The sequence below is a fragment of the Salinimicrobium sp. TH3 genome (genome assembly GCF_026676115.1).
GTDB lineage: Bacteria > Bacteroidota > Bacteroidia > Flavobacteriales > Flavobacteriaceae > Salinimicrobium.
Window position 1 is genome coordinate 37,756 of record NZ_JAPONB010000012.1, and the last position, 24,528, is coordinate 62,283.

General features: G+C 42.6%; 19 protein-coding genes. 6 read left to right on the top strand and 13 right to left on the bottom strand.

Translation table 11 applies throughout. The annotated features are described in order from the left end of the window. Positions 1–124 precede the first annotated feature (124 nt). Positions 125–847, bottom strand: a complete 723-nt coding sequence (locus OU683_RS15435) for a TerC family protein (RefSeq protein ID WP_268139904.1) — start codon at positions 845–847, stop codon at positions 125–127. 185 nt (positions 848–1,032) lie between these two features. On the opposite strand from OU683_RS15435, the gene OU683_RS15440 reads away from it, so the two are divergent. Together OU683_RS15440 and OU683_RS15445 are read left to right on the top strand one after the other, a co-directional pair. Next, a complete protein-coding gene (locus OU683_RS15440; RefSeq protein WP_268139906.1) occupies positions 1,033–1,482 on the top strand; it encodes a hypothetical protein in 450 nt (149 codons plus the stop codon). Continuing rightward, positions 1,472–1,966 carry a nuclear transport factor 2 family protein gene (locus tag OU683_RS15445; RefSeq protein ID WP_268139908.1) on the top strand — a complete coding sequence of 165 codons (495 nt, stop codon included), beginning with the start codon at positions 1,472–1,474 and terminating at the stop codon, positions 1,964–1,966. The genes OU683_RS15440 and OU683_RS15445 overlap by 11 nt, the downstream gene beginning before the upstream one ends. A 139-nt stretch (positions 1,967–2,105) precedes the next feature. Here OU683_RS15445 and OU683_RS15450 read toward each other — a convergent pair whose 3' ends face one another. From OU683_RS15450 to OU683_RS15475, 6 genes are all read right to left on the bottom strand, one after another. After that, a complete protein-coding gene (locus OU683_RS15450) occupies positions 2,106–2,879 on the bottom strand; it encodes a PepSY-like domain-containing protein (protein ID WP_268139910.1) in 774 nt (257 codons plus the stop codon). A gap of 199 nt (positions 2,880–3,078) precedes the next feature. Then, complete coding sequence (locus tag OU683_RS15455; RefSeq protein WP_268139912.1) at positions 3,079–4,425, bottom strand: serine hydrolase domain-containing protein; 1,347 nt, start codon at positions 4,423–4,425, stop codon at positions 3,079–3,081. Positions 4,426–4,576: 151 nt separating this feature from the next. Continuing rightward, positions 4,577–6,199 carry an aspartate:alanine exchanger family transporter gene (locus OU683_RS15460; protein ID WP_268139914.1) on the bottom strand — a complete coding sequence of 541 codons (1,623 nt, stop codon included), beginning with the start codon at positions 6,197–6,199 and terminating at the stop codon, positions 4,577–4,579. A 204-nt stretch (positions 6,200–6,403) separates the two neighbouring features. Beyond that, positions 6,404–7,192, bottom strand: coding sequence for a pyruvate formate-lyase-activating protein (pflA, locus tag OU683_RS15465; RefSeq protein WP_268139916.1), 789 nt, complete (start codon positions 7,190–7,192; stop codon positions 6,404–6,406). A 106-nt stretch (positions 7,193–7,298) separates the two neighbouring features. Next, positions 7,299–9,536, bottom strand: coding sequence for a formate C-acetyltransferase (gene pflB / locus OU683_RS15470; protein ID WP_268139918.1), 2,238 nt, complete (start codon positions 9,534–9,536; stop codon positions 7,299–7,301). A 287-nt stretch (positions 9,537–9,823) separates the two neighbouring features. Then, entirely contained in the window at positions 9,824–11,119 is a 1,296-nt protein-coding gene (locus tag OU683_RS15475; RefSeq protein ID WP_268139920.1) for an L-lactate MFS transporter, read from the bottom strand. Positions 11,120–11,297: 178 nt separating this feature from the next. Here OU683_RS15475 and OU683_RS15480 point away from each other — a divergent pair, with 178 nt between their 5' ends. After that, positions 11,298–11,693 (top strand): hypothetical protein, encoded by a 396-nt coding sequence (locus tag OU683_RS15480; RefSeq protein ID WP_268139922.1) that lies wholly within the window; start codon positions 11,298–11,300, stop codon positions 11,691–11,693. Between the two features lie 319 nt (positions 11,694–12,012). Here the strand turns inward: OU683_RS15480 and OU683_RS15485 are convergent, their stop codons facing one another. The 6 genes from OU683_RS15485 to OU683_RS15510 all read right to left on the bottom strand — a co-directional run bounded on the left by OU683_RS15485 (position 12,013) and on the right by OU683_RS15510 (position 21,492). After that, positions 12,013–15,255 (bottom strand): cytochrome c biogenesis protein, encoded by a 3,243-nt coding sequence (locus OU683_RS15485; RefSeq protein WP_268139924.1) that lies wholly within the window; start codon positions 15,253–15,255, stop codon positions 12,013–12,015. A gap of 126 nt (positions 15,256–15,381) precedes the next feature. Beyond that, positions 15,382–16,878 (bottom strand): ammonia-forming cytochrome c nitrite reductase, encoded by a 1,497-nt coding sequence (gene nrfA / locus OU683_RS15490; protein ID WP_268139926.1) that lies wholly within the window; start codon positions 16,876–16,878, stop codon positions 15,382–15,384. Between the two features lie 42 nt (positions 16,879–16,920). Further along, positions 16,921–17,583: a cytochrome c nitrite reductase small subunit gene (gene nrfH / locus OU683_RS15495; RefSeq protein WP_268139928.1), complete on the bottom strand. Its 663-nt coding sequence runs from the start codon at positions 17,581–17,583 to the stop codon at positions 16,921–16,923. A gap of 145 nt (positions 17,584–17,728) precedes the next feature. After that, positions 17,729–19,207, bottom strand: coding sequence for a serine hydrolase domain-containing protein (locus OU683_RS15500; protein ID WP_268139930.1), 1,479 nt, complete (start codon positions 19,205–19,207; stop codon positions 17,729–17,731). A gap of 366 nt (positions 19,208–19,573) precedes the next feature. Beyond that, positions 19,574–20,665 carry a BamA/TamA family outer membrane protein gene (locus OU683_RS15505; protein WP_268139932.1) on the bottom strand — a complete coding sequence of 364 codons (1,092 nt, stop codon included), beginning with the start codon at positions 20,663–20,665 and terminating at the stop codon, positions 19,574–19,576. Continuing rightward, positions 20,662–21,492, bottom strand: a complete 831-nt coding sequence (locus OU683_RS15510) for a CPBP family intramembrane glutamic endopeptidase (protein WP_268139934.1) — start codon at positions 21,490–21,492, stop codon at positions 20,662–20,664. Before OU683_RS15510 ends, OU683_RS15505 begins: the two co-directional genes overlap by 4 nt. Before the next feature lie 262 nt (positions 21,493–21,754). On the opposite strand from OU683_RS15510, the gene OU683_RS15515 reads away from it, so the two are divergent. The 3 genes from OU683_RS15515 to OU683_RS15525 all read left to right on the top strand — a co-directional run bounded on the left by OU683_RS15515 (position 21,755) and on the right by OU683_RS15525 (position 24,503). Continuing rightward, positions 21,755–22,093: a hypothetical protein gene (locus OU683_RS15515; RefSeq protein ID WP_268139936.1), complete on the top strand. Its 339-nt coding sequence runs from the start codon at positions 21,755–21,757 to the stop codon at positions 22,091–22,093. Between the two features lie 369 nt (positions 22,094–22,462). Then, complete coding sequence (locus tag OU683_RS15520) at positions 22,463–23,929, top strand: serine hydrolase (protein ID WP_268139938.1); 1,467 nt, start codon at positions 22,463–22,465, stop codon at positions 23,927–23,929. Between the two features lie 166 nt (positions 23,930–24,095). Further along, positions 24,096–24,503, top strand: coding sequence for a hypothetical protein (locus tag OU683_RS15525; RefSeq protein ID WP_268139940.1), 408 nt, complete (start codon positions 24,096–24,098; stop codon positions 24,501–24,503). Positions 24,504–24,528 lie beyond the last annotated feature (25 nt).

Below are 24,528 nucleotides of genomic sequence, written 5' to 3' on the forward strand. Positions count from 1 at the left end.
CTTCATTAATTCTTAATTCTTGTTTAAATGTAAAAAATACCTTTTATCGTTCAGGATCATTAACAAAGGTTTAGTTTAAATTCAATAAATATTCGACGAAATACCCGTTTTTAACGTTAAACGGTTAGGTTGTAGTAGATTTCTTTTGCTTACTCCTAAATCTTATGTTTAGCATTTCGATACAAAGAGAGAAGAATACCGCGAAGTAAATATATCCTTTAGGAACATGATATTGCAATGCTTCCATGACCAGCATAAATCCTATTAAAATAAGGAAAGACAGTGCGAGGATTTGTATAGTGGGGTATTTGTTCACAAATTCTCCAATAGCTTTGGCAAAGATCATCATAACGATAATGGAGACTATGACGGCAATAACCATAAGTACAAGTTCATCTGTCAAACCTACTGCCGTCAAAATAGAATCGAATGAAAAAATGATGTCCAGCATGACGATCTGGAATATGGCATAACCAAAAGAGGAAATCTGTTTTAGTTCATGCTCATGTTCATCTCCTTCCACTTTTGAGTGAATTTCCATAATTGACTTGAGAAGCAGGAAGATTCCCCCGGCGGCCAGTATAATATCACGCCAACTAAAATCATACCCAAACATAGAAAAAACGGGTTCGGTTAAACTTATGAGCCAGGTGATGCTAAACAATAAAGCAATCCTCATTATCAAAGCAAGAGAAAGACCTGCAAGACGGGCCTTATTTTGTTGTTCTTTGGGAAGTTTGCCTGCTACAATAGAGATAAAAATAATGTTGTCAATGCCCAGAACGATCTCCATAAAAGTCAATGTGAGGAGCGCGATCCAGGTGTCTACTTGAAGAAAAATGTCCATAAAAAAGATGAGAAATTTTGGTTGAGCAGGTGAAGGTATAGCATACTATTCTTACACCAAATCTTTCTTAGAAAAGTTTAAGGTTCTAAAATTAAAATTGGCTTCCCAATTTTTTATTCATCTTCCACTAATTTTCTACGGAACCTGTAAAACGACCAGAACAGAATATTTCTTAGCTTTAAAGAATGAGAGAGAGCGTTTTCAAGGAATCACAAAAATTCTCCCAATGGTGGTTGTGGCTATTATTACTGTCTCTTGGTGCTTTACTTTTCTATACGGCCCCTGCCAACCTGGGAGCCTTAATACTCCTAGTGGTAAGCCTTCTCTTCCTGGTCATGCGGTTAGTGACACAAGTTGACAAAGAAGGGATAAGGTACCGGTTTTTCCCATTTATCAAAAGGCGTTATCAATGGCACGAAATAGCTTCTGCCAAGGTGGTGGATTACGGCTTTGTTGGCGGTTGGGGGATACGGCTTTTTACCTCTTACGGGACAATTTATAATGTAAAAGGTAGCAAGGGTTTGGCGGTGGAACTTAAAGACGGTAAGAAATTTTGTCTTGGAACACAAAAGCCTGAAGAACTTCAAAATATACTTTCATCAATACTTTCTAAACCTTCTAAAAATGGTAATTAAAGCATTTCTTTATTCTTTTTTCGCATTTTTCATTACTCTGCCTGTTCTTTCCCAGGAAGCCAGAGATTCTGAACTTTTCCAAACCCTAAAAAAGAAGGACAGCCTTTTGTTCGATGCAGGGTTTAACCACTGCGACATCGCTGCTTTTGAGCATCTAATAAGTGAGGATCTTGAATTTTATCACGACCAGGGAGGCCTTACCACGAATAAAAAAGATTTCCTCAACAATGTGCGAAACAACATTTGCTCCTCCCCTAACAAAAAACCATTTAGAAAATTAGATGCAGAAAGCCTGCAGGTCTATCCATTGTACCAGAACGGCAAATTATACGGCGCAATTCAAAAGGGGCGGCATGATTTCTTCATTAAGGAGCCGGGGAAGGAACTGTACCAAACCAGTACTGCTCTTTTTACTCATGTATGGCTCCTGGAAGATGAAAAATGGATCCTAAAACGGGTACTAAGCTATGATCACAAAGGCTAGAGGTTCAAAAAAAGCATTTTCTGCTGTCAATTAATTTTCACTTCTACACTTCTCTTTTAGATGAACTGGATCCTATTAGGGATCAAATAAAAAGGCCGCAGAATTTCTGCGGCCTTTTAAACTTTATTTTATTTCAAGATTAACCATCACTATTGTCATCGTCGTCGTCATCATCATCATCATCGTCATCATCTCCATTGTGATCATCAACGCTCACGAAAGCACCTCCAGAATCAAATTTTAGCTCCATACCATTGTTCAAAGTAACCTCAAAAGAATTGTCATCCTCTTTTTCGGCTTCAATGATGCTGTTGTCTGGATAATTTTCGGCTATATAATCTCTTATCACCTGCGGCAATTCTGATACTGCAATGTCATCATCATCCTTGTCATCGTTATCATCATCGTCTGCACGGCCCAGGAATTCCCCGTCGGCGTCAAAGATCAATTCTACATCATTGGAGAGTTCAATTTCATAATTCCCATTGTTTTCCTTTTCTGCTTCTTCAATGGTGGTACCGGGGAAGTATGTGGTGACGAAATTCCTTATGTTTTCAGGAAGACTTGCCGGTGCAATGTGCTCATCTCCAAAATCATCGTCATCATCGTCATCAATTCCCAGGAAGTTTCCCTGCTGATCAAAAATAAGTTCTGTTTCGTCGTTGAGCTCTACCTCGTAATTATTGTTATCCTCAATTTCGGACTCATAAATGGTGTTTTCGGGGTAATGGGTACTTATGTAATCAAGGATTACCTGTGGTAGCGCGGCTGTGTTCACATGATTATCGGCTCGTGGCGCTGTGAGGTTGAGATCCACATCTGTTCCATTATCTCCGCCATCATCATCACTTGAACAGGAATTAAAAGTGAGCATGGCCACAATTGCCAGGCTAAAAAGCTTCAGTTCTTTCATAATACAATTATTTATAGTGGTTTGCGCCTGTAAAACGCGGGAACTGGCTTCAAATTTTAAACTGCTGCAGATTTAGCACAATTTTAGCATTAACCGGGTTTTCTTAACTTTTGCTTATTCGGAAAAAAATTGCTCCAGGCCTGCCTGCCTCGCACCTCGATCCCTTAAAATTCAATTGCGTAGCGTTCTGAATTACGAATCATTCAGAAGAAGAGTCTACAGCTTTTATTACTTCTTGCAGAAATGTATTAATATTAAAATCGGGGTGCTCCACCAGTCCCAGACGAACCACTACCAGGTCTTTCGAAGGAATAATAAACACATGCTGCCCCTGGAAACCGTTAGCTGAAAACAGATCCCGCGGCACATCGGGATATAATCCGCCGGCATTGAGCCAAAAATGTGCACCATATTCACCATTGGAGCCCTCGACAGGTTTTACAGTGTATTCCACCCAATCTTTGTTGATGATCTGTTCCCCATTCCAGTTCCCCTCATTAAGGTACAGCAAACCGAATTTTGCCCAGTCGCGGGCAGTGGCCCAGGAATAGGAAGATCCTACATAGTTCCCGGCAAGATCGGTTTCCAGGGTCATGGAATGCATTCCTATCTTATCAATAAGTTCCTTGTACCAAAAGTCCAGGTAATCCCGGTAGGAACTAAATTGATCCCGAATAAGGCCTGATAGAAGATTAGAGGTACCCGAGGAATAGTTCCAGATGCTACCCGGCTCGCCAACCAGGGGTTTGTAAAGCTGCACTTCACTCATATCTTCGGCCAGAAAAAGCATTTTTGTAACATCTGATATTTTAGTGTAATCTTCTTCCCAGGCGAGTCCGCTGTTCATGTGCAGGAGATCATTGATCGTGATCTGATTTCTTTCATCCTCCTCCCATTCCGGGAAAAGGTGGTCCTGTTCCAGATCAATTTCTCCCTGTTTTTCCAACACCCCGAGTACGGCACTGGTAATACTTTTAGTCATGGACCAGCCCAATAATTTTGTGTCTTCAGAAAAACCCGGCGCATATCTTTCGGCTATTAGGTGATCTTTATAAAGAATTACGACAGCCCTGGTTTTATGCTCCTCTAAAAAGGCATTTTCAAGTGCTGTTTCCAGCTGAGCAGCATTAACTTCAGCAAAAACCGTATCCCGCGGACTCTCATGTCCATAGGGATAAGGCGCTGCAACAGGAGTTTGCACCCGCTGCGGGCTTGCTTCCGGCAGGTCATTTTTATCACTTCCTTCGGGAAGAAGAGTGCAACCGAGTCCGGGATTAAACTGTGCCGTACGCTTTTTAAGCCCAAAGACAGTAGCTGAAGCTGAACGTTTATCATAATCTATTTCATAGTCTGCAAGATCTACAGGGTCAAAGCCGTTGTCCTGGGAAGCTACGGTCTCGGGATCACGATTGGCTTCAAATACGCAGGAACAATGGTTCTTCGCTGCAAAACCGGTGATGAGATTAAGACGGGGATAGTAGATGTAAGCAACAATTCCAAGGGCGAGGAGAATGAAGATAATAACGGCAGTAAAGATCTTTTTCATGGAGAAATATTGGGAATTTAAATATAAACGTAAATCCCAATACCCTCCAAAAATGAGGGAATAATATGGTTCTATTACAGAATTAAATATAACCGGAATAGTGTCTGGAAAAGTTTAGACCCTCTTATCCATAGATCCTTTGTCCCGTTTTTTATAAAATATAACTAAGAACCTGGGTGAAAATGATAATAGCAACCAGCGCAAAAGGATATACAGTTGCATAAGCTACCTGTGGGCCTTCACTACTTGTCATTGAATCAACAGCACTTAGCCCCGGGGTACTGGTCATACCACCTGTCAAAGCTCCCAACACTGACAGAAAATTCATTTGAAGAAAAAGCCTGGCTACCAGGACTACAAAGATCATTGGGATTAAAGTTATCGCCGCCCCAATTGCAAAGAGACTCAGCCCATACTCCTGTATGGTAGGACCTAACTGGCTTCCTGCAGCCAGGCCTACAGGAATTAAAAAGAGTAAAAGACCAAATTGCCGGAGGATGTGATTTCCGGTTCCCGGAAGATTCCATAAAATTGGTCCTGTTTTTCCAATTCTGCTCAAAACAAGGGCAGCTAACAATACCCCGCCTGTAAGACCCAGTGAAAATGAGCTTCCCCCGGGAAGAGGTATTTCAATATTCCCCAGGACCAAGCCAATTACGATACCCAGTGCTACCGGTAAAAAACTGGTAGTTTCCACTTCCTTCATGCTATCACCAAAAAGCAAACTGAGACCATTGACATTTCCCCTGGTGGAGGAAATAAAAAGCCGGTCACCAAATTTTAGTTTTACAGATGGTCTTGCAGGCAGATCAATACCTGCCCTTCTAATCCTGGTAACGGTAGCTTTATAATTCTCTCTTAAGTTTAATTCCCCTAAGGTTTTGTTTACCACATTACGTTTTGAAACTACATACCATCTTACTTCAAACATACCGCTCTCGGGGATATCGATCTCTGTTGGCTTTCCTAAAAGCAATTCTACTCTTTTGAGCGCTTCATTCGTCCCTACAGCACGTACGAGATCACCCTTTCGCAGAACAAGATCTGCTGCAGGGGGAATGGACGTTTCATTTGCCCTCATGACCCTGGAAATATTCGCCTTGGTCATTAGCCTAATATCTAATTCCCTAATAGTTTTCCCGTCGGCATTCTCATTGGTTATTATGAAATTCTTATGGGTAACTTCAGGGATTTGGGTTTGGGTTTCTTCTGCATATTTCTGTTCTTCCTTAGCCATATTGGTGGCAAAAATTTTTGGAATCAGCCTAACGAAAAGGATTACCCCTACAACCCCAAAAGGATAAGCAATCCCATATCCAATAGATGCCAAAGATGAGCCCGTAGCTTCAATAGCTGCTGCCAGACCCGGCGTGCTGGTTAGCGCTCCCGAAAACAAGCCTACAGAGATCCTGTAGTCAATATCAAAAACGATGGCTGAGACAAAAGTTGTAATAGCACCCACCACAACAGTCAAAAAAGCCATACTTATAAGTTTCATTCCTTGCGACTTATAAACTTCAAAAAAAGTGGGCCCGGCCTGCATTCCAATAGTAAAGATGAAAAGCAATAACCCTATTTGCTGAATGATTCCCGGAAAGGCAAACTCAATGCCCTGAGAAAACATTACATAGCCATAGAACATGGCAACAAAAATCACGGCCGAAGAATCCAGGGAGAGACCCCTAAAGGATACCTTACCCAGAATGATACCTATACCAATGATTATGAACAGAGCAACATAGTCAACGCTAAGGAAGTCAAGGAGTGAAGACATTTAAGATCTGATTTTAATTACTTTCAACCGTCGATAAACCACTTAAAAATGGCTTTTTGAAAAACAATTTTCCGCTGCAAAGATCAGGCATTTGGTACAAGATTTAACGTGTCTTCCTAAAAAAAGCAAGGGATCAAATGGAAATTTATTATCACCAACAATTCTTAATTCTTGCTTCTTGATTCTTGAGCATATCGGTGTTTTTTAATTCACCCGCACATCCTGAAAGTAATTCCTGAAAATGGCTGCAGTTTTTTCCAGGATTTGAGTGTCGGGTGGATTTACATCTTTAAGCTTGTATTCCATTCCCAAAGCTTCCCACTTATGCACCCCTAACTGGTGATAAGGCAGGATCTCTACCCGCTCTATAGTTTTGTAGTTTTTAAAATGTTGTCCAAGCCCATGTAAATGCTCCTCCTGGTCACTCCAACCAGGAACCAGCACATATCTTAGCCACATAGGCTTTCCCGTGGACTCCCTGTATTCGGCTACTTTAAAAGTGCTGGTATTAGAAACGCGGGTAAGTTTTTTGTGCCATTCATTGTTGAAATGCTTCACGTCCAGCATTAGCAGATCGGTTACATCCAGCAGGTCCTTTGCAGGCTTATCAATGAGACGGCCATTGGAATCAAGTACCGTATTGATGTTTTCTTCATGCAGCCTGTCGAAAAGTTTTTTAATGATGCTGCGTTGCAGTAGCGGTTCTCCACCGGATACGGTAACCCCTCCTTTTTTTCTAAAGTAAGGCTTCTGTTTGATCGCCCTGCTTACAAGCTCTTCGATCTCCAAAAAATGCCCGCCCTTTACATCCATTGTGTCGGGATTAGCACAGTAAAGACAGCGAAATTGGCATCCCTGGACAAATACCACCATTCGAATACCGGGGCCATCATGGGTTCCAAAAGATTCAATGGAATGCACTCTAAGTTGTTGAGAAGATCCCGTGTTCAATTGTTCTACTTCCTGTGCAACCAGCAAACCATCTTTTATCATAATCCTGTATTTTGTATAAAGTAATAAAAAAACATCAGGAGATCGCTTTAGGGGGGAAGGCTGAAATCTCCTGACGTTAATTAAAAACTCAATCCTAAACTTAAACTTACATTCTTTCGTGGAAGGTTCTTGCGATCACCTCCAGTTGATGTGCTTTTGAAAGCCTTATGAAATTCACGGCATATCCCGAAACCCTTATTGTTAATTGCGGGTAATTCTCGGGGTGCTCGTAAGCATCCATTAAGGTTTCCCTGTTGAGCACGTTGACATTGAGATGGAAACCACCCAATCCAAAATAAGCATCCAATAATCCTGTTAGGTTATCGATCTGTGCTTCCCTGTCGCTGCCAAGAGATTTGGGTACTATTGAGAAGGTGTTTGATATTCCATCCTGCGCGTCACGGTAATCCAGCTTGGCAACAGAGTTCAAAGAAGCTATAGCTCCATGTTCATCGCGACCGTGCATAGGGTTCGCACCGGGAGCAAATGCTTCTCCTGCTTTTCTGCCATCGGGGGTTGAGCCCGTCTTTTTGCCGTACATTACATTTGAGGTAATGGTGAGCAGAGAAAGCGTGGAAAATGCATTTTTATAACATTTATGTTTTGCCAGTTCCTGAGAAAAGAATTTGGTGATCTCACGGGCAATGTTATCCACTCTCTCGTCGTCATTCCCGAATTTTGGATATTCCCCTTCTACTTTAAAATCTACAGTAAGCCCATCTTCATTACGTATAGGTTTTACTTTACCGTATTTAATTGCCGAAAGAGAATCTGCAATGATCGATATTCCGGCTATTCCATAAGCCATGTCAATGCCGGGATCTGAATCTACAAAAGCTAATTGTGCTTTCTCGTAGTAATATTTATCGTGCATGTAATGGATGATGTTCATGGTCTTGGAATAAACCCTTGCCACTTCCACCATAGACTTTTTAAAATTGGCCATTACTGCCTCGTAGTCCAAATACTCATCCTGCAGGGAAGGTATTCCCTCCAGTAAAGACTGACCCGAATTTTCTTCGCGACCTTCATTAAGAGCCATTAATAAAGTTTTTGGAAGGTTTACACGCGCTCCAAAGAACTGTATTCTTTTCCCGAGTTCCTGGTAGGAAACGCAACATGCGATCCCATAATCATCAGATCCTCTTACTTCTCTCATTAAATCATCATTCTCATACTGTATTGAGGAAGTATCAATAGATACCTGAGCACAAAATTCTTTAAATCCTTCAGGAAGATTCTGTGACCAAAGCACAGTAAGGTTTGGTTCGGGCGAAGCTCCAAGGTTGTAAAGAGTTTGTAAAAACCGGAAAGAAGTTTTAGTAACCTTTGTTCTGCCGTCATTGAACTGGCCACCAATAGCTTCGGTCACCCAGGTTGGGTCTCCACCAAAGATCTCATCATAAGCTTCCGGACGCAGGTGTCGAACCATGCGCAGCTTCATTACGAACTGGTCAATAAATTCCTGTGCCTCTTCTTCAGTAATAATACCTTCAGCAAGATCTTTCTCAATAAAAATATCAAGGAAAGAAGAAACGTTACCCAAAGACATCGCGGCACCATCCTGTTCTTTTACAGCGGCGAGGTAGGCCATATACACCCATTGTACTGCTTCCCGGGCGTTTTGTGCAGGTCTTGCAAGATCTAGACCATACATTTCACCCATCTTTTTGATGTCTTTAAGAGCTATAATTTGATCTGTGATCTCTTCTCTTAACCTAATTTTATGTTCGGTCATTTCGCCATCCACAAGCCTCTTGTCCTCTTCTTTTGCTTCAATAAGACGATCTATTCCGTAAAGGGCTAAACGGCGGTAATCTCCAATGATCCTTCCGCGGGCATAATTGTCGGGTAATCCAGTAAGAATTCCCTGAGAACGATAATTCCTTATCTCCTCATCGTATGCAGCAAACACAGCGTTGTTATGGTCTTTAGTATAATTAAAAACGTCTTTAACACGCTGCGTTACCTGCTGACCTTTTTCGGCCACTGCTCCTTCCACCACACGAATTCCGCCAAAAGGCTTCATGGCTCGTTTTAAAAGCTCATCTGTTTGCAGACCTACAATTACTTCAAGATCTTTATTGATATAACCTGGTCCATGACTTGTAATACTGGAGATATTTTCTGTATCAATAGCCCTGCAGCCATTCCTTTCCCTCTCCTCCTTCATTGCGATAAGGCAGGTTTCCCACAGTTCTTTTGTTCTTTCGGTGGCACCGGCCAGGAAAGAAGCGTCCCCATAATAAGGACTCACGTTTAATGTCACAAAATCCCTGACATCGATCTTCCTGTTCCAGGCTCCTTCGCGGAGCGCGAGTACTTCTTGAGATAGGTTAAGCATAATTTTTGTTTTAGCTGAAGAAGGTATTACCCAATTATTGACAAGTACCTCTTCCTTTAATTTCAAAGCAAATTTCCGTCAGAAATCACAGCTCTAATATGACAATTATCAGGATTTGGCGTTCCCTACAGCCGGCAGAATTCTTCAATCGTTTTAGTTGATAACTAAAATTATAATGTGAGAATTAATAGTATGCCAATTAAAAAAACCTCTGCTACATTTAAGAAAAAAGCAAAAAAAAGATGAAGCTGAACGCTTCATCTTTTTTATGAATTAAATAGGAACAGTTAAGTTTTCACAACTTCCAATCCCGGGCTTACAGGTTGTGTCCTAATTTCGGTTCTTAGATTTTTTGCCTTTAGCTTCTTAATGTCTCTTTGAATAAGGAAAGAGAAGATCAACGCTACCACAAGAAGTCCCGCGAAGAAATACAATGTAACATTATAATTATCTGATACCGTTCTGGTCCAGGCGGCGAACAATGGACCTGCCATCCCCGCTGCTGCCCAGGCTGTTAAAATATAGCCATGGATAGCTCCCAGTTGTTTTGTACCAAAAACATCCCCAATATATGCCGGGATAGTAGCAAAACCACCTCCGTAACAGGAAAGGATCAAAAATATGATACCCTGAAAAACAATTGGATTTGTTGCTGTTGGAAGGATAAAGAAAGCTACTACCTGGATGGCAAAGAAGATCGTGTACATTGCCGGTCTACCTATGTAATCTGAGAAACTTGCCCATCCTATACGACCGGCACCGTTAAACAGCCCCATAATTCCTACCATGGTAGCCGCAGCGACCACAGTCATGCCTGCATATTCCTGTGCCATTGGCGAGGCAACCGAAATTATTGCAATTCCGCAGGAAATATTGATAAAAAGCATAAGCCATAAATACCAGAAACGCTTTGTCTTTACTGCTTCATTAGCTGTTAACTGAGAGAGGTCCTGTTGTACCTTTTTCTTTCCCGAAGCTTCTGTAACATGAAAACCTTTTGGCACCCAGTCTTTAGGAGGAGGTGCAAGATAAAGGGATGAGAAAAAGATGATAATAAAATAAAGACTTCCCATAATAAAGAAGGTATTGGCTATTCCTACTGCAGAAATAAGATAAACTATTACCGGACTACTAATAAGTGCGGCAAAACCAAAACCCATAATGGCAAGACCAGTGGCAAGACCACGTTTATCTGGAAACCACTTTACCAGAGTAGATACCGGGGTAATGTACCCAAGACCAAGACCTATTCCTCCAAAAACCCCGTAGAAAAGATAGAGTAGGTAAATGGATTCAAGATAAATTGCAAGGCCAGAACCCGCTATTCCAATTCCGAAGAAAATTGCCGCCAGCAGTCCCGATTTTCGGGGACCTTTCTTTTCCAGGTAATGCCCCAGGAATGCAGCTGAGATCCCTAAAAAAAATATTGCGAGGCTAAAAGTAAATTGGGTATCGGCAAGTTCCCAGCCAAATTTTTGAATAAGGGGTTTGGTGAAAACGCTCCATGCATAAACAGAACCAATAGAAATGTGGATACCCACGGCAGATGCGGCTATAAGCCATCTATTTTTAATTTTTCCCATGAGAGAAATTTTTATAAGAAATTTAATAATTCAACAAAATAATGACAGTCGCCCGTAAAAAAATATGACTGCGGTCAGCCCGGTACAAATGCTTAAGAATATCTGTTGAAATCAATTCCTTTCTACTCTTTTCAAGGAAAAACCTGTAAATTTACGGCCGCTAACCAAAAACATTAAAATGATAGGACAGGAAGAGTACAGGGAAGAAAAAACACCCGAATTATATTCAAAAACCCTCATCCTCATCTTTGCTATTCTTTTCTCCACGATCTTTGCAGCTGCCCTGTTTATCGTCAACCTAAGAATCTTAGGAAAGACAAAAGAGGCCTTTTGGGTATTGATCTTTGCTATTGTTTATCTTATTGCCACCGGTCTTGTGATGCAGGTATTTGGCCTTGCTCCCAGCATGACCATTATTGCCAATGTTATTGGAGCCGCTATTCTAAACGAGTTCTTCTGGAACAAATTCATTGGCAGCGAATTCTCTTACAAAAAGAAAAGCTGGATCAAACCTACTTTAATTTCTGTAGGGATTGCCTTGCTATTCTTCCTGTTGGTGATGGGAAGTATGTAGATTAGTGGCAGTGGGCAGTGGGCAGTGATCAGCAGGCAGAACAAACAAACACTTAACTCTCTTAGAAACCAATCAATTCCCGGTTCCCCCGGTGAAAATGATAACAGGTTAACCATCATGAGATTTCTCGGTCGCGAAAAAGCTTCTTCGAAATGACATTTTCACAATCTTTTCTTCGTGCTCTTATTTCTTAGATTATTGGACTTAGGAAAAAACATTTTCAGAAAAAATCAAGATAGGCTCCAAATTTAAAATTTGAATGGGAGGCAAAAAGAAAAACCTCCCAAGGGAAGGTTTTTCTTGTTTAAAATCAACTTATCTATACTGCCAGCAGGTTTTTCTGTTCCTGCTTCGACATTCTTTTATAACGCACGATTGCTATAAAAGTAATAGCCAGTAATATTCCGGTCATCCAATAGATCCATCCAGGAATTGGAACAGGATCTCCCGAAGCATACGAATGTAAGCCGGACAGATAATAATTCACCCCGAACGATGTCATAAGAATAGATGAAAATGCCCATAGACTGGCAATGTTGAGAACCAGAGAGTTTTTGAGTTTAGGAATAAGCCTTAGGTGCAGCACAAAGGCATAGACCATAATTGAAATTAAAGCCCAGGTTTCCTTTGGATCCCATGCCCAGTAACGGCCCCAGCTCTCATTGGCCCATACCCCGCCCAAAAAGGTACCTACAGCAAGAAGAAATAGACCAATAGTGATCGACATCTCGTTTACCATGCTTAGCTCCTGCATGCTCTTCCACCATTTTGCCGAAGGTTTTAAAGGTTTGAATATTAAAAGAATTAAACTCAGCAGAGCCAGCAGGGCAGCAAGGGCAAGCGGTGCATATCCACTTACAATAACTGCTACATGTATCTTGAGCCAGTAAGAATGAAGGACAGGCATAAGATTAGTGATCTCGGGGTTCAGCCAGTCAAGGAAGGCAACGAAAAGTAAGGTTCCCGAAAAGAGGATTCCCAGAGGTACTGTAAAATGTGATTTTTTCTCAAAGACTAATCCGAAGAGGAGAATACACCAGGCCACAAAAACCAGCATTTCGAAACCATCGCTCCAGGGAGCGCGTCCCGCGATATACCATCGCAATCCAAGGTGGATGGTAAAGAGTGCCAATCCTGCCCAGGCAACTGCAAGACCTGCAATCCAGGAATAGCGTAACCATTTTGGTTGTGAAAACAACTTAATAATTGCCAGCACCAGCATTACCGCCCCAAGGATCCAAAATATTCCAAACAGCCTGTTTCCGAGATTTAGTTTATTATAAATAATTTCTGTCTGCAGCCTTTCTTCTCCGGGATGCACCTCTGCCCCGGCTTTTTCCTGAAACAGTTCTATATAAGACAGCACTTCGTTAGCCTCTGCATAGTTACCTGTAGCAATACCTTTATTAAGTGCAGACAAATAAAGAGGGGTGATGCTTTTCACGAAGAGCGCATCCTCTTCATCAAATCCCATGTTATGTTGGTTAGCAGTAAACCAGGTATTGTTCTCATCCAACCGGTTTGGAAAGAGCTTTAAAAAGTCACCTCTTAAGATCGCATAGAAAATATTGAATCGCTCATCAACTTTCAAAAGTTCTTTATGCGCTTCGTTTCTTTCTGAAGGCTTGAGTCTGTTGGCTTCCTCTACCAATCCCTGCAGAAGGTAATTTCCATCGGGATCGATCAATTCCTGGAAACTCACACTGCTCACCGGGGCGTGCCCTATAGCTTCAAATATGGCGGCTCCTTTCTTTTCATCAACCTTGATCAATGGCAAAGCACTAAATCTTCCCGGGTCCAGCTGCACGGCAAGTAAAAATTGTTCGGCGGTAAGTTCAATTTCTCCTCCGGGTTGATCAATACTAATAGTGGAGCGACCGCTTAATTTCCTGGTGATCTCGTTGGCAAGAGTATTGAGAGGTTTCATACGCCCATCAAGATCCTGTACCACAAGATTGCCATACGCCTGAGCCTGGGAAAGCGGAACCACAGCCTCCCGTATATTGGGCACTTCATTGTGCCCATACATCTTCATCCCAATAAACAGAGAAAGCAGAAGGGCCAGAAAAGTAAGAGCGGTAGCCTTCGGAATTACAAATTTAGGTACTGTCTCCATTCCCTCTTCCTTAAGGGATCCATTTTCTGAAACTTTGATCCCGCCGGGCATTTTTGGCCCCTTTTCATTTATGGTTTTGATCCTGCGGTTGAGAATGCTGAACCTGCTACCCTTCACAAAAAAGGTAAAGAACATTCCAATGGTAAGCAGAGTATAAGATAAATAGGTGATGTAGGTACCGGGTCGATCCTGACTCACAGAAAGAACAGTCCCCATTTCATCTGTATCATAAGAGGCCTGGTAAAAACGGTAACCTTTATGGTCGAGAACATTATTCATAAAAACCCGGTATGGGAAACTGGCTTCCTCATCGATTACCTGCAGTTCACTGGCATAGCTGGAAGGACTTTGACTTCCCGGATACCGCTCCAGTTGAAATTCCCGGAGCTGTAAAGCAAAAGGTAAAGTCTCCTGGCGGGGACCATATGAAAGGGAATATTTTTTACCATCTGCAAAGAATACGTGTTTTTGCGGATCCCTTGTAACTATGGGAGTGTAGGTGCTTAATAATTCCTCTCCCCGGGCATTAGTTACCTTTAGCCTTAGCATTGTAGGCAGTTCTTTGGCAATTTCTTCATCTTCTTCAGCAAAATAAACCAGTTGCTTACCTTCATAAACCCCTTTTACAAGAAAAGCAGAGCTATCTGCCTGGTAAAGATTTCTTACCTGTAAGGGAGATACCTCCCCGGCTTTTAACACACCCATTGCCTGGGTTGTCATCTCCACCACATGCATATTCCTGTCACTTGTGATCATCCATTTTCCATCTTCCTTAAAAACCTTTATGTTTCCTGTTCCCTCTTTGGAAGTAGACAATTTCATTTTCCCAAACGGGAGATCTTCTCCTACTGGAAGGAGATGATCTTCACGATCTGCCCCAAAGGCCATTGCAATATCAACAAGAGTATCTTTTCCCGGCAGGTATTCTCCCCGGGCTCCTTCAACATACCTGTCAAGGGAGACCGTAAAAATCTTCTCATTTATATTTACGACCACTTCCTGGGGCTTAAATTCATAAGAGCTTATCTCAAGCGGCTTTTCAAACCGTAAGTTTCCTTCTCCTACCCCTTCTTCACTGAGCTGCAAAAATTTATCTGCCGAATAGTAAGTGTTTTTCGTCTCTCCTTCCCTAATATGAATAATCCCTTCATTGCTGAAGTACCTCGTAACTCCGGCTCCTAAAATCATAAGCACAAAAGCAATATGAAAAAGACCCAAGGGCCAGCGCTTTTGAGTGAACAATTTGTACTTCCCAATATGAGCTACAAAATTGACTGCCAGCCACACCATTATCACTTCAAACCACCATGCCTCGTAAACCAACTCCCTGGCAACGGCTGTGCCGTGATCATTTTCAATAAAAGTGGCAACTGCCATTGCTCCTGCAAAGGCAACTATGAGTAAAAAAGACACTTTAGTGGACAATAAGATTCTTCCTAATTTCATTTTGATCAATTTAACCTTGACACCTCTGGCAGCAGTACTGCCCCCAATTTTTTATATAAAAAAGGCCAGCCTGAAAATTCCGGTAACTGTTATTTTCAGGCCGGCCGGCAACTACAAACTTTCTAATTATCTACTGCTCACTTTTTTAACTGAAAGGGTTCTTGCTTCCCTTTCCTTACCTTCTTTAATCCAGTGAGGAATTACTTCTTCGAGAAACTTTTCTTTTGTTTCAAGTTCTTCAGGCATATCAAGGCCAATATATTTTTGCAGCACGTCCTTATCATTCAAATCGGGCATTTCCACTGGTTCAATTTGCCCTAATTCGGCTAAAAGACGGGTAAGGGCGATACGGGCTTCCTGAACTTTACCGGTAGCTGAAGTTACTATCCTGCTGGTTTCAAGCGGCGCATGGAAAGCTGCTCCATGAGAGGCTACAGAAAAGTCCCAGCGCCATTGAGCGTGTCTTATTTTAAGCAGAATATCTTCCATTTGAGCTTCTGTAGCTCCAAGCTCCCAGGCTTTTTTTGCTTCGATATGGGCCTGTGCAAGCTGCTTTTGTAAATACCCGGTGCCTTCTTTGATCTTACGTTGACGCTCATAAACATCGTTCACTAAATCTTCTTTTTTCTCCCTGTGACACACAAAGCAGGAATTTTCAACATTAGAGAGAGGAGAACCTATATGGTGATCTGTGAATTTTTGTCCGCCTTCGGTTTTATATGGCATGTGACAATCTGCACATGATACACCCCTTTTAGCATGAACACCCATGGAGAAGATTTCATAATCGGGGTGCTGCGCCTTGATCATAGGTGTTTTACTTAATGGATGCACCCAGTCTGCAAAATCGATATTATCGTAATATTCTTCCATGGCTTCTACGGTTAAACCACCTTCCCAGGGAAATTTAAGGTAAGCCGCGCCTTCCTTACCGGGTAAGTCCTTTGCAAAATAATACTCCACATGGCACTGGGCACAAACCAGGGAACGCATTTCCTGGTGGGACACATCACTTATATTTTTATTCATGGCCTCAAAAGCCTCAACAAGAGCCGGACGGGTAATTGTGAGGTTCATGGTTTCGCTGTCATGGCAGTCTGCACAACCTATAGGGTTGATCATTTCACTTCCAAAATCAGATAATTTATGGCTGTAGAACTCGGTCACTCCTATTTCATCCATAAGCCGTGGCACATCTGTACTCTTACAAGTCCAACAGGTGCTGGGCATAGGCCCTTCTCCCTTTTCCCAGGGGGAGCCAATTCTTGCAGTAGCTCTAATATCGGTCAGGGCATGGGCGTGACCTCTTGGCTGGTTGTAATCCTTACTAAAACCATATCCTGCCCACAAGATCACCAATTCGGGTTGGGCATCGAGAACATCGGCAAAACCGCTGGTACTGTAAAGTCCTTTAAATGTCGTGTCGGCAGTTTTTTTATAGGATTGGTATTGTCTCGGGTAGTTAAGACCCCAAACAGAATCCCTTGGCTCTATCCCTTCTATTTCTACCTTAGGCTGATAGGCAAAGCGGGCTTCGGCTCGCCGGTCCATGATCGTATAGGCCAGCAGCGCCAGCAGAAATACAGCTATTACGGTTACTATAAAAATGATCCAGTTTTTCATAATTCTATGGTTAGTATCAGGTTGTGCAGACTTTTATTGTTTTTATGGATTTGTTGGTCGAACTGTGGAAACAGTATCTATTTCTTTGTCTTCGGCTATATAATCCTTTAACCAGGATGGAATCACATCCCGGTCTTCGGGCACATGCATTTCAACAGGTTCTATCTGGTATCCCACGGCCGAAAGGCTTTTAACCCTGCCGTGAGGTACTTCCCGGTGGCATTCCCAGCAGGTGCGGTCTGTTCTGTGCACCTCATGGTCCACTACGGTTGCCGCAAGTTTAGGATCTGTGATACGGGCATCATGGCAGCGAATACAGTTGTTCTGTATTACTTCAACAGATGGCTCCCGCGCCTTAATCACTTCAGGTTCTGCCCGTAAAGTAAAAATGGTGGAATGATAAAGCCCATCCATTGCTTTAAAGTAATATGAATTGAAAACATTATCCTGGGGCACGTGGCAATCGTTACAACTTGCTACCTCCCTATGAGAGCTTTTGTTCCAGGTGAGGTACTGTGGCGTCATGACGTGACAATTAATACAGGCTTTAGGATCATCGGAGAGATAAGAAGTAGCGTTGCTGAGTTTTAAAACGTAAAATCCAAGACCCAGAAATGCCCCCATTGATATCGCCGCAGCAAGCCCCCATTTTTTGGGAGGCAGAAGACGACGGAAAAAGGACTTCTTTTTGGAAGGCTTTGTCATAACCTACTATTTGTGGTGTAAAAATACTTTCCCGATGCTTTTTAAAATATGACAATTATCAGATTGAATTGAAAATCCTGAGAAATTGGAAGTTATTTTTAGAAAATTCCTGAGAATAACGGGCGCTCAATTTCTTTGAAGTAGCTTATCCCTTCAGGACCCTGTCATCTCCCCGTTGAATTGGAAATAAAATGATGACAGCGAGAAATAAAAGATAGAGAAGGCTTAAATAAGCAAACCATTTCATAGCCACAGGAAAAAGAGAGGCCGGTTCAAAATAGGCAGCAGTTATAGCATAAAGCAGCAGCCCGGCAAGTCCCAGAAAGATCAGCAGGCAAAAACTTCTTCTCCATGCCTGCTGTGGAGAAAAGGGTGCAAAATGTCTTTTTTGGGACCCCAAATCCTCAAAAACCTGCCAGGTTTTCCAAAGCCACAGGAATAACAAGAGTCCGAAAAAGAACCAGATGGCCTTTGCAGCGATCACTAATTTCCCCATGCCAATAGCTCCATATCCTTCAAAGCTGCCCCATTCATTGAGGATAGCTGCAAAAAAAGGCCAACTCCTCTGGCTGTTGGAAAAAATTACCAGGCCGTTTCCATCTTCGGGAACTGCATAGAATTGGGTCATCCATCCGGTTCCCTGTCCGCCGTGGGAGACGGCCCTTTTCCCTTCTGGAAGCTGATCAATGAAGTGACCAAATCCGTAGTACTCGAAAGCAACTCCATACAAACCCGCGATGTACACCCGGGGAGTATACATACTTTGGATCGATTCTTTGGAAAGCACGCGGCTGCTTCGAGGATCCCCCGGAAAACCTGCAATTACGAATTGCATCACATCATCCAGCGTGGCAAACAAACCTCCTGCAGCTTTGTCGGGATAGACATATACGGGAATGGGATCTCCGGATGAATCGTACCCGTTTGCAACCGGCGGACTGAATGTCGAATCCCATTCAAAACTGCTTTTTTGCATCCCCAAGGGAAGCAGGACCTCCTGTTCCATGAATTGAGAAAAGCTTCTTTGTTTAACCTCTTCGATCAAGAGTTCCAACAGAATAAAACCAGTGTTGGAATAGGAAAATTCTTTGCCGGGCTCTTCCTGCAGGACAGCATCTTTTGAAAGCAATTCATGCAGGGAAGGCTTTTCTGAAGTTGGGGAATATCTTATACCAATCGTTCCCAGGGGCATCCCCGCCTGCTGACTCAACAGCAATCTTGTTGTCACCTGCTCTTCGTCATAAGGAGACGGCGGAAATTTCCAGGTTTTGAGATATTTCACAACGGGTGTATCCAGGTGGATCTTACCCTCTTCTACCAGTTTCATGACGCCCCAGGCGGATACAGATTTGGAGATGGATTCCATCCTGCAATAGGTATCGGTAGTCATCCTGCGACCCGCCTCCACATCGGCAGCCCCATAAGCATTTTTCCAGACCGGTCTTCCGTCAGAGATCATACCTATCACCACTCCCGGGATTTTGTACGCTTCCATTAAGCGAGGGATCTCCTGGTCTAAAAAGGCTATAAATTCTTCAGAAGTATTTGTTGAGGCCGCTTTCTGCTGAAAAGTAAAAACAGGAGCGAGCCAATAAGTAATCCCTACCGAAATTAATAACAACATAAGAAACCGGTAAATGCCCTTCTTTTTCGAATTCTCAAATCCCCACATCTTCAAATCAATTTTTTAGAATTTGGTGCTTGTAATTTGGAATTTCCTTGTGGGTTTCACGCAAAGGCCACAAAGAAATCCTGTTCATTGGTTAATGATCATAGTTAATTGAAAAAGGTTTCCCGCAGATCACACAGATTTTCGCAGAACAACTAATCCCCAATGCACCATTCTCTAATTTACCCTTCTTGGAATTTAGTGCTGGTGATTAGGAATTTCTTCCATTTCCTCTTTAAATTCTCAAATCCCCACATCTTCAAAACTCTTTGTAAAGTTTATACATTATAAAATATACCTTTTTCAATAAACCTTATACCTTTAAAACGCCTCTCCCAGGGTGACGTAAAAACCTCCCGTATCCTTTCCCACTCCGTAATCGAGCCTTATGAAGGTAGGATTGGCCTTATTGATATTATAGCGCAGACCGCCACCTGCAGTCCATTTAATATATTCTGTTTGCAGCTCATCGAAGCCGGGGCCAACAACTCCCAATGCACCAAAAGCCACAACCCCAAAACGCCCTGTGAGGATGCGACGAAACTCGGTCTGCACCTGTGCCCCTGTTCTGTCCCTGTACCTGCCTTTCATATAGCCCCGCATGATCTCCTGCCCTCCCAGCATGGCAAGTTCGCGGAATGGAACTTCTCCCGCAGTATGTTCTATGCGGGCGTGAAAGGCAAGCACATTCTTTCCGCCGGAAGTAAAGTCATAGTATTTCCTCGCGTCCAGCAGGTAAGACTGAAAATTAAAGTCTCCAAACCAGTTGGTGGAAAAGAAAAGCGTGGAAAATTCAAGATAATGGTTGGTGGTGGGGGTCATGATGCTGTTCCTTTTATCCCAGATAAAGCTCGCACCCAGGCCTAGGTTCGCTCCTCCTTCTGCACCGGTTACCGCCGGGGCTTTTATCTCTTCATCTTCATTGAGGAAATAGGCTACATTAAACATGTTGGTATACTGCAAATAAGGTCCTGCAAAAAGATTTGATTTCCACTGTTGAAGAAATTTCTGCCGAAAAATAATCTTTTGATATTCCACTTTGACCTCATCCTCCTCCAGGGTTTCGGGACCGATTCCCCAAAAGCTTTCCGGCCATTTCTGGTAAGAGGCATAACCTTTCCAGAACCATCTTTCATGCGGAAATATTATGGTATAATCGGCCTCTACACTGCTCTGCTCATTAAAGGAAAAAGCAGTAGAAAGCAGCGCATTGGAGGCCCGGGTCTCCGGCCCTGCCTGGCCGGGTTTAAACTGCACCAGCAACAATGCCCCAAGCACAAGACGCGTATCTGGGGAGTAACTTATATTAGGTAAGGGTGTGTAGGTGGTCTTGAACCTAATAGTATCCTCCTGCCCAAAACAGATTATGGACATAAGACTAAATACGAGCAGCAGGAATTTTGCCTTTTTCATGACACATAGGATTTAAGCGGAGAACTGAGAGATGGCCCCAGCCTGAGAATTAAATAGAAGATGACGAAATATTTGATCCCTATAGCCCACACTTCGGCAGCTGTGGAATAATCAATAAGTACCCCAAAATAATTTATGGAAAAGTGAAAAAGAATAGCGGCAGGAATACTACCTCCCGTATTTACAAAGATCCAGGCATACAGCACTGCAGAGCCAACTATATCGACCATCCATATCCAGAAACCGGCAGTGAGGAAGCCTTCAGTATACTGGTAGGTTCCGGGAATGACGAACATGGGCAGGTGCCAAATTCCCCAGACCACACCAACAATAAGTCCCGAAAATAAAGTGTTTTGTCTCTTCTGAAAAAAATCCTGCAGCCAGCCCCTCCAGGCAGGTTCTTCCACCAGTGGACCAAATACAAAAATAAAAATGATAAATCCCGGGTTAAGGTATTCCCTCAATTCCGGAACAAAATACGCCTGCCAATTCGCAGGAAAAGAACCACCGAATATAGAGGCAGTAATGATCCCGGAGATTTTCAGGAAAAACGGGAGAAAAGGGATGATCAGGAGCCATTTCCAGCTAATGAGCGACAGGTCCCTTAACCTTCTCCAGTAATTTCGTCGGGCTTCTGCAGTACTTCTAAAAAAAAGCGCTGCCATAGCACCTAACAAAGGACCAATGCCCGCTATTCCAAAAAGCACTTTCCCCAAGAGGTTGTCGAAGCTTTCATTGAGCAACAGGATGGAAAAGAGAAAGAACCAGGTCCATCCATGTGAAAAGAGAAAAAAGAAAAACAGAGATCTGCGCCTTTGTTTTTTCATAATCCCAAATTTTAGCCCCGAAAAAACCTCCCGGCAATCCCCGAACATTGATAGTCACAAAGTTAGCTTAGGAAATAAGAGAAGAACCTGATATTTATCAAATTGAGAAGAAATTCCTCAACCTGAAGAAGCCAAAACAAAAGCATTCAAAATGTCTTTTTTAAGACCTGTTTGGGAATAGGTTTTTTTAATTTAAAAATTAAATTAAGATCTTATTACTTAATTTTGAACCGGTTGCCCCTTTATCAAATGAGCTATGGAAATGGATAAAAAGCTCCTGGCGATAAAACTCCTGCACACCCTGGTGTGGGCATTTTTTGTGACTATCATTTTCTATATCTTTTATTCGGGTCTTGCAAATAAACTCACCACTTTTACCTGGATCTCCATTGGATTGGTCATTGGTGAAGGGCTTGTGCTGCTTCTGTTCAAAATGTTTTGTCCGCTCACGGTTATAGCCAGGAAATATTCAGATTCAGAAAAGGCAAATTTCGACATCTTTTTACCCGAGTGGCTGGCAAAGTACAACAAGGAAATTTTTACTGCTATTTATGCTCTAGGGGTAGCATTGGTTCTATTGAGATATTTTAAAGTTTTCTAAACCCTGGGGACCGGCCAATCTTTTATTTTTTTCTCATTTCGAGGGAGCTTTTTTTGCGACCGGGAAATCTCATGATGTGTATAAAAATTTCCCGCAAAGGCCGTAAATAGATCCTGTTCGTTGTTTATTGATGTTTGTTAACTGAAAAAAGGCCACAGATGCACAGATCATTTTTAGTTACTCATACTCCTCTTCTTCTCATTTTCAAATCTTCAAATCATCTCATCACCAAATCACTTCCTTGAATTTACAAGAGTGTAAAGCGGAGAGATTTGTTAGCACCTAAACCACTGAATAATAAAAATTTGAATTATCTTAGAACCTCCCTCCCAGATCGGTTTCTCAAGTAACCAATTATTCATTATAGTTATGAAGCAAGTAATTCAAACCCTTCAAAAAAACGGCTTTCTGGCAGCTGTTTTCTTCCTGAGCACCGGAATATTTTTTGCGCAGGATAAAGCTCAGCAGATCGAAAACCTGCTAAGCAAATACCATGAATATGATCAATTCAACGGCTCTGTTCTGGTAGCAGATGACGGGAAAATCATTTTTTCAGATGGTTTTGGAATGGCCAATATGGAACATGACATTCCTAACACTCCAGAAACAAAACATCGAATAGGTTCCATAACTAAACAATTCACTGCCGCCCTGATCCTGCAGTTGGCAGAGCAGGGAAAACTGGAACTGGACACACCTATTTCAACTTACCTTCCCGATTATGAAGGACCTGCAGCCGATGTTGTGACCATCCACCACCTGCTCACCCATAGCTCGGGCATTCCCAGTTACACTTCTTTTCCAAACTTCTTTGAGGAAGAAAGCCGGGATCCCCGCACTCCGAAGGAATTTGTAAAAGTATTTTCCGATTCCACTTTGCAATTCACTCCGGGGGAGCGGTTTGTTTACAACAATTCAGGATATTTCCTGCTGGGCCATATCATTGAGGAAGTAACAGGCAAATCTTATGAGCAGGTGCTGCAGGAAAATATACTGGACCCACTCGATATGAACGACACCGGCTATGACCACCATAGTACGATCATCAAGAACAGGGCGACAGGATATGAAAAAGATGGCGATGGCTACGTTAACGCGCCATATTTGGATATGTCCCTACCCTACGCAGCGGGCTCGCTGTATTCTACTGTAGAAGACCTCTACAAATGGGACAGGGCACTGTATAAGAATGAGATACTTTCCGAAGAGTCCAAAAAGCTCATGTTCACTCCTCAAATGCCAGATGGTAATTCTCAATACGGCTATGGCTGGAGCATAGGAGCATTGCCTTTAGGTAATTCGAATGACAGTATACCCATTGTGGCTCACGGGGGCGGCATCAATGGTTTTAATACCCTTATCGTTCGTTTCCCCGAAGAGGACGACCTGGTCGTACTGCTCAACAATACCGGCGGCACCAGGTTGAGAGATATGGCTATTGGTATAAACAATATCCTGCACGGGAAGGAGGCAGAAATGCCTAAAAAATCTGTGGCGATGGAGGTACTTCCGGTTTTTATGGACGAAGGTGTGAATGCCGGACTGGCCAAATACAAGGAGCTGAAAGCTAATGATACCTATGCCCTCCGGGAACCTGAAATGAACCAGATTGGATACCGGCTCTTGCAAAACGGAAAAACCAAAGAAGCCATTGAAGTCTTTAAGATCAATGTGGCCGAATTTCCTGAATCCTGGAATACCTATGACAGCCTTGGGGAAGGATATATGATGGACGGGCAGAAGGAAAAAGCTATTGAGAACTACGAGAAGTCAATAGAAATGAATCCCGAAAATGATAACGGAAAGCAGATGCTGGCGAAAATAAGGGCACAATAAAAGAAAAATAGCATCAACTTAAAAACCTTCCGCTCCGGAAGGTTTTTTTTCTTACATGAGCCATTCATTCAACAGCTACTGCCTCCCCCATAATACCATTCCAAAGTACCTTTTTTGGGGCTGATAAATTTTAGCTGTATTAGATATATTTCTTAAATTTAATGGGATGCAAAAAAGCAATATCTTAAGAATTCTTCTGGGAAGCCTGGAGGCAGTTAACGGTCTTAGTGCATTGCTGGGCGGATTCATGCTTATTGAAGATCCCACAGGTGAAAGCCTCGGCCTGAATTTGGAATGGCTGCAAAACACCCCCTTCCCAAACTACCTGGTGCCGGGGATTGTACTTTTTTTCCTGATTGGACTAACCAATATCTTGGGAATGTGGCTCAGCTTTAATAAGAAGAAAAACCTCGCAGTATTTGGAACTGTTTTTGGCCTGGTCCTAATGGGCTGGATCATAGGGCAGGTGATCTGGATAGGATATCAGGATTTCCTGCAACCCCTCTACTTCACCACCGGCCTCCTCCAAACGTTTGCCGGTCTGGCTTTGGCCTCTCAGCTAAAAAGAGCCTGAAAAAGCCCTTTTCTGAAAAAGTGGT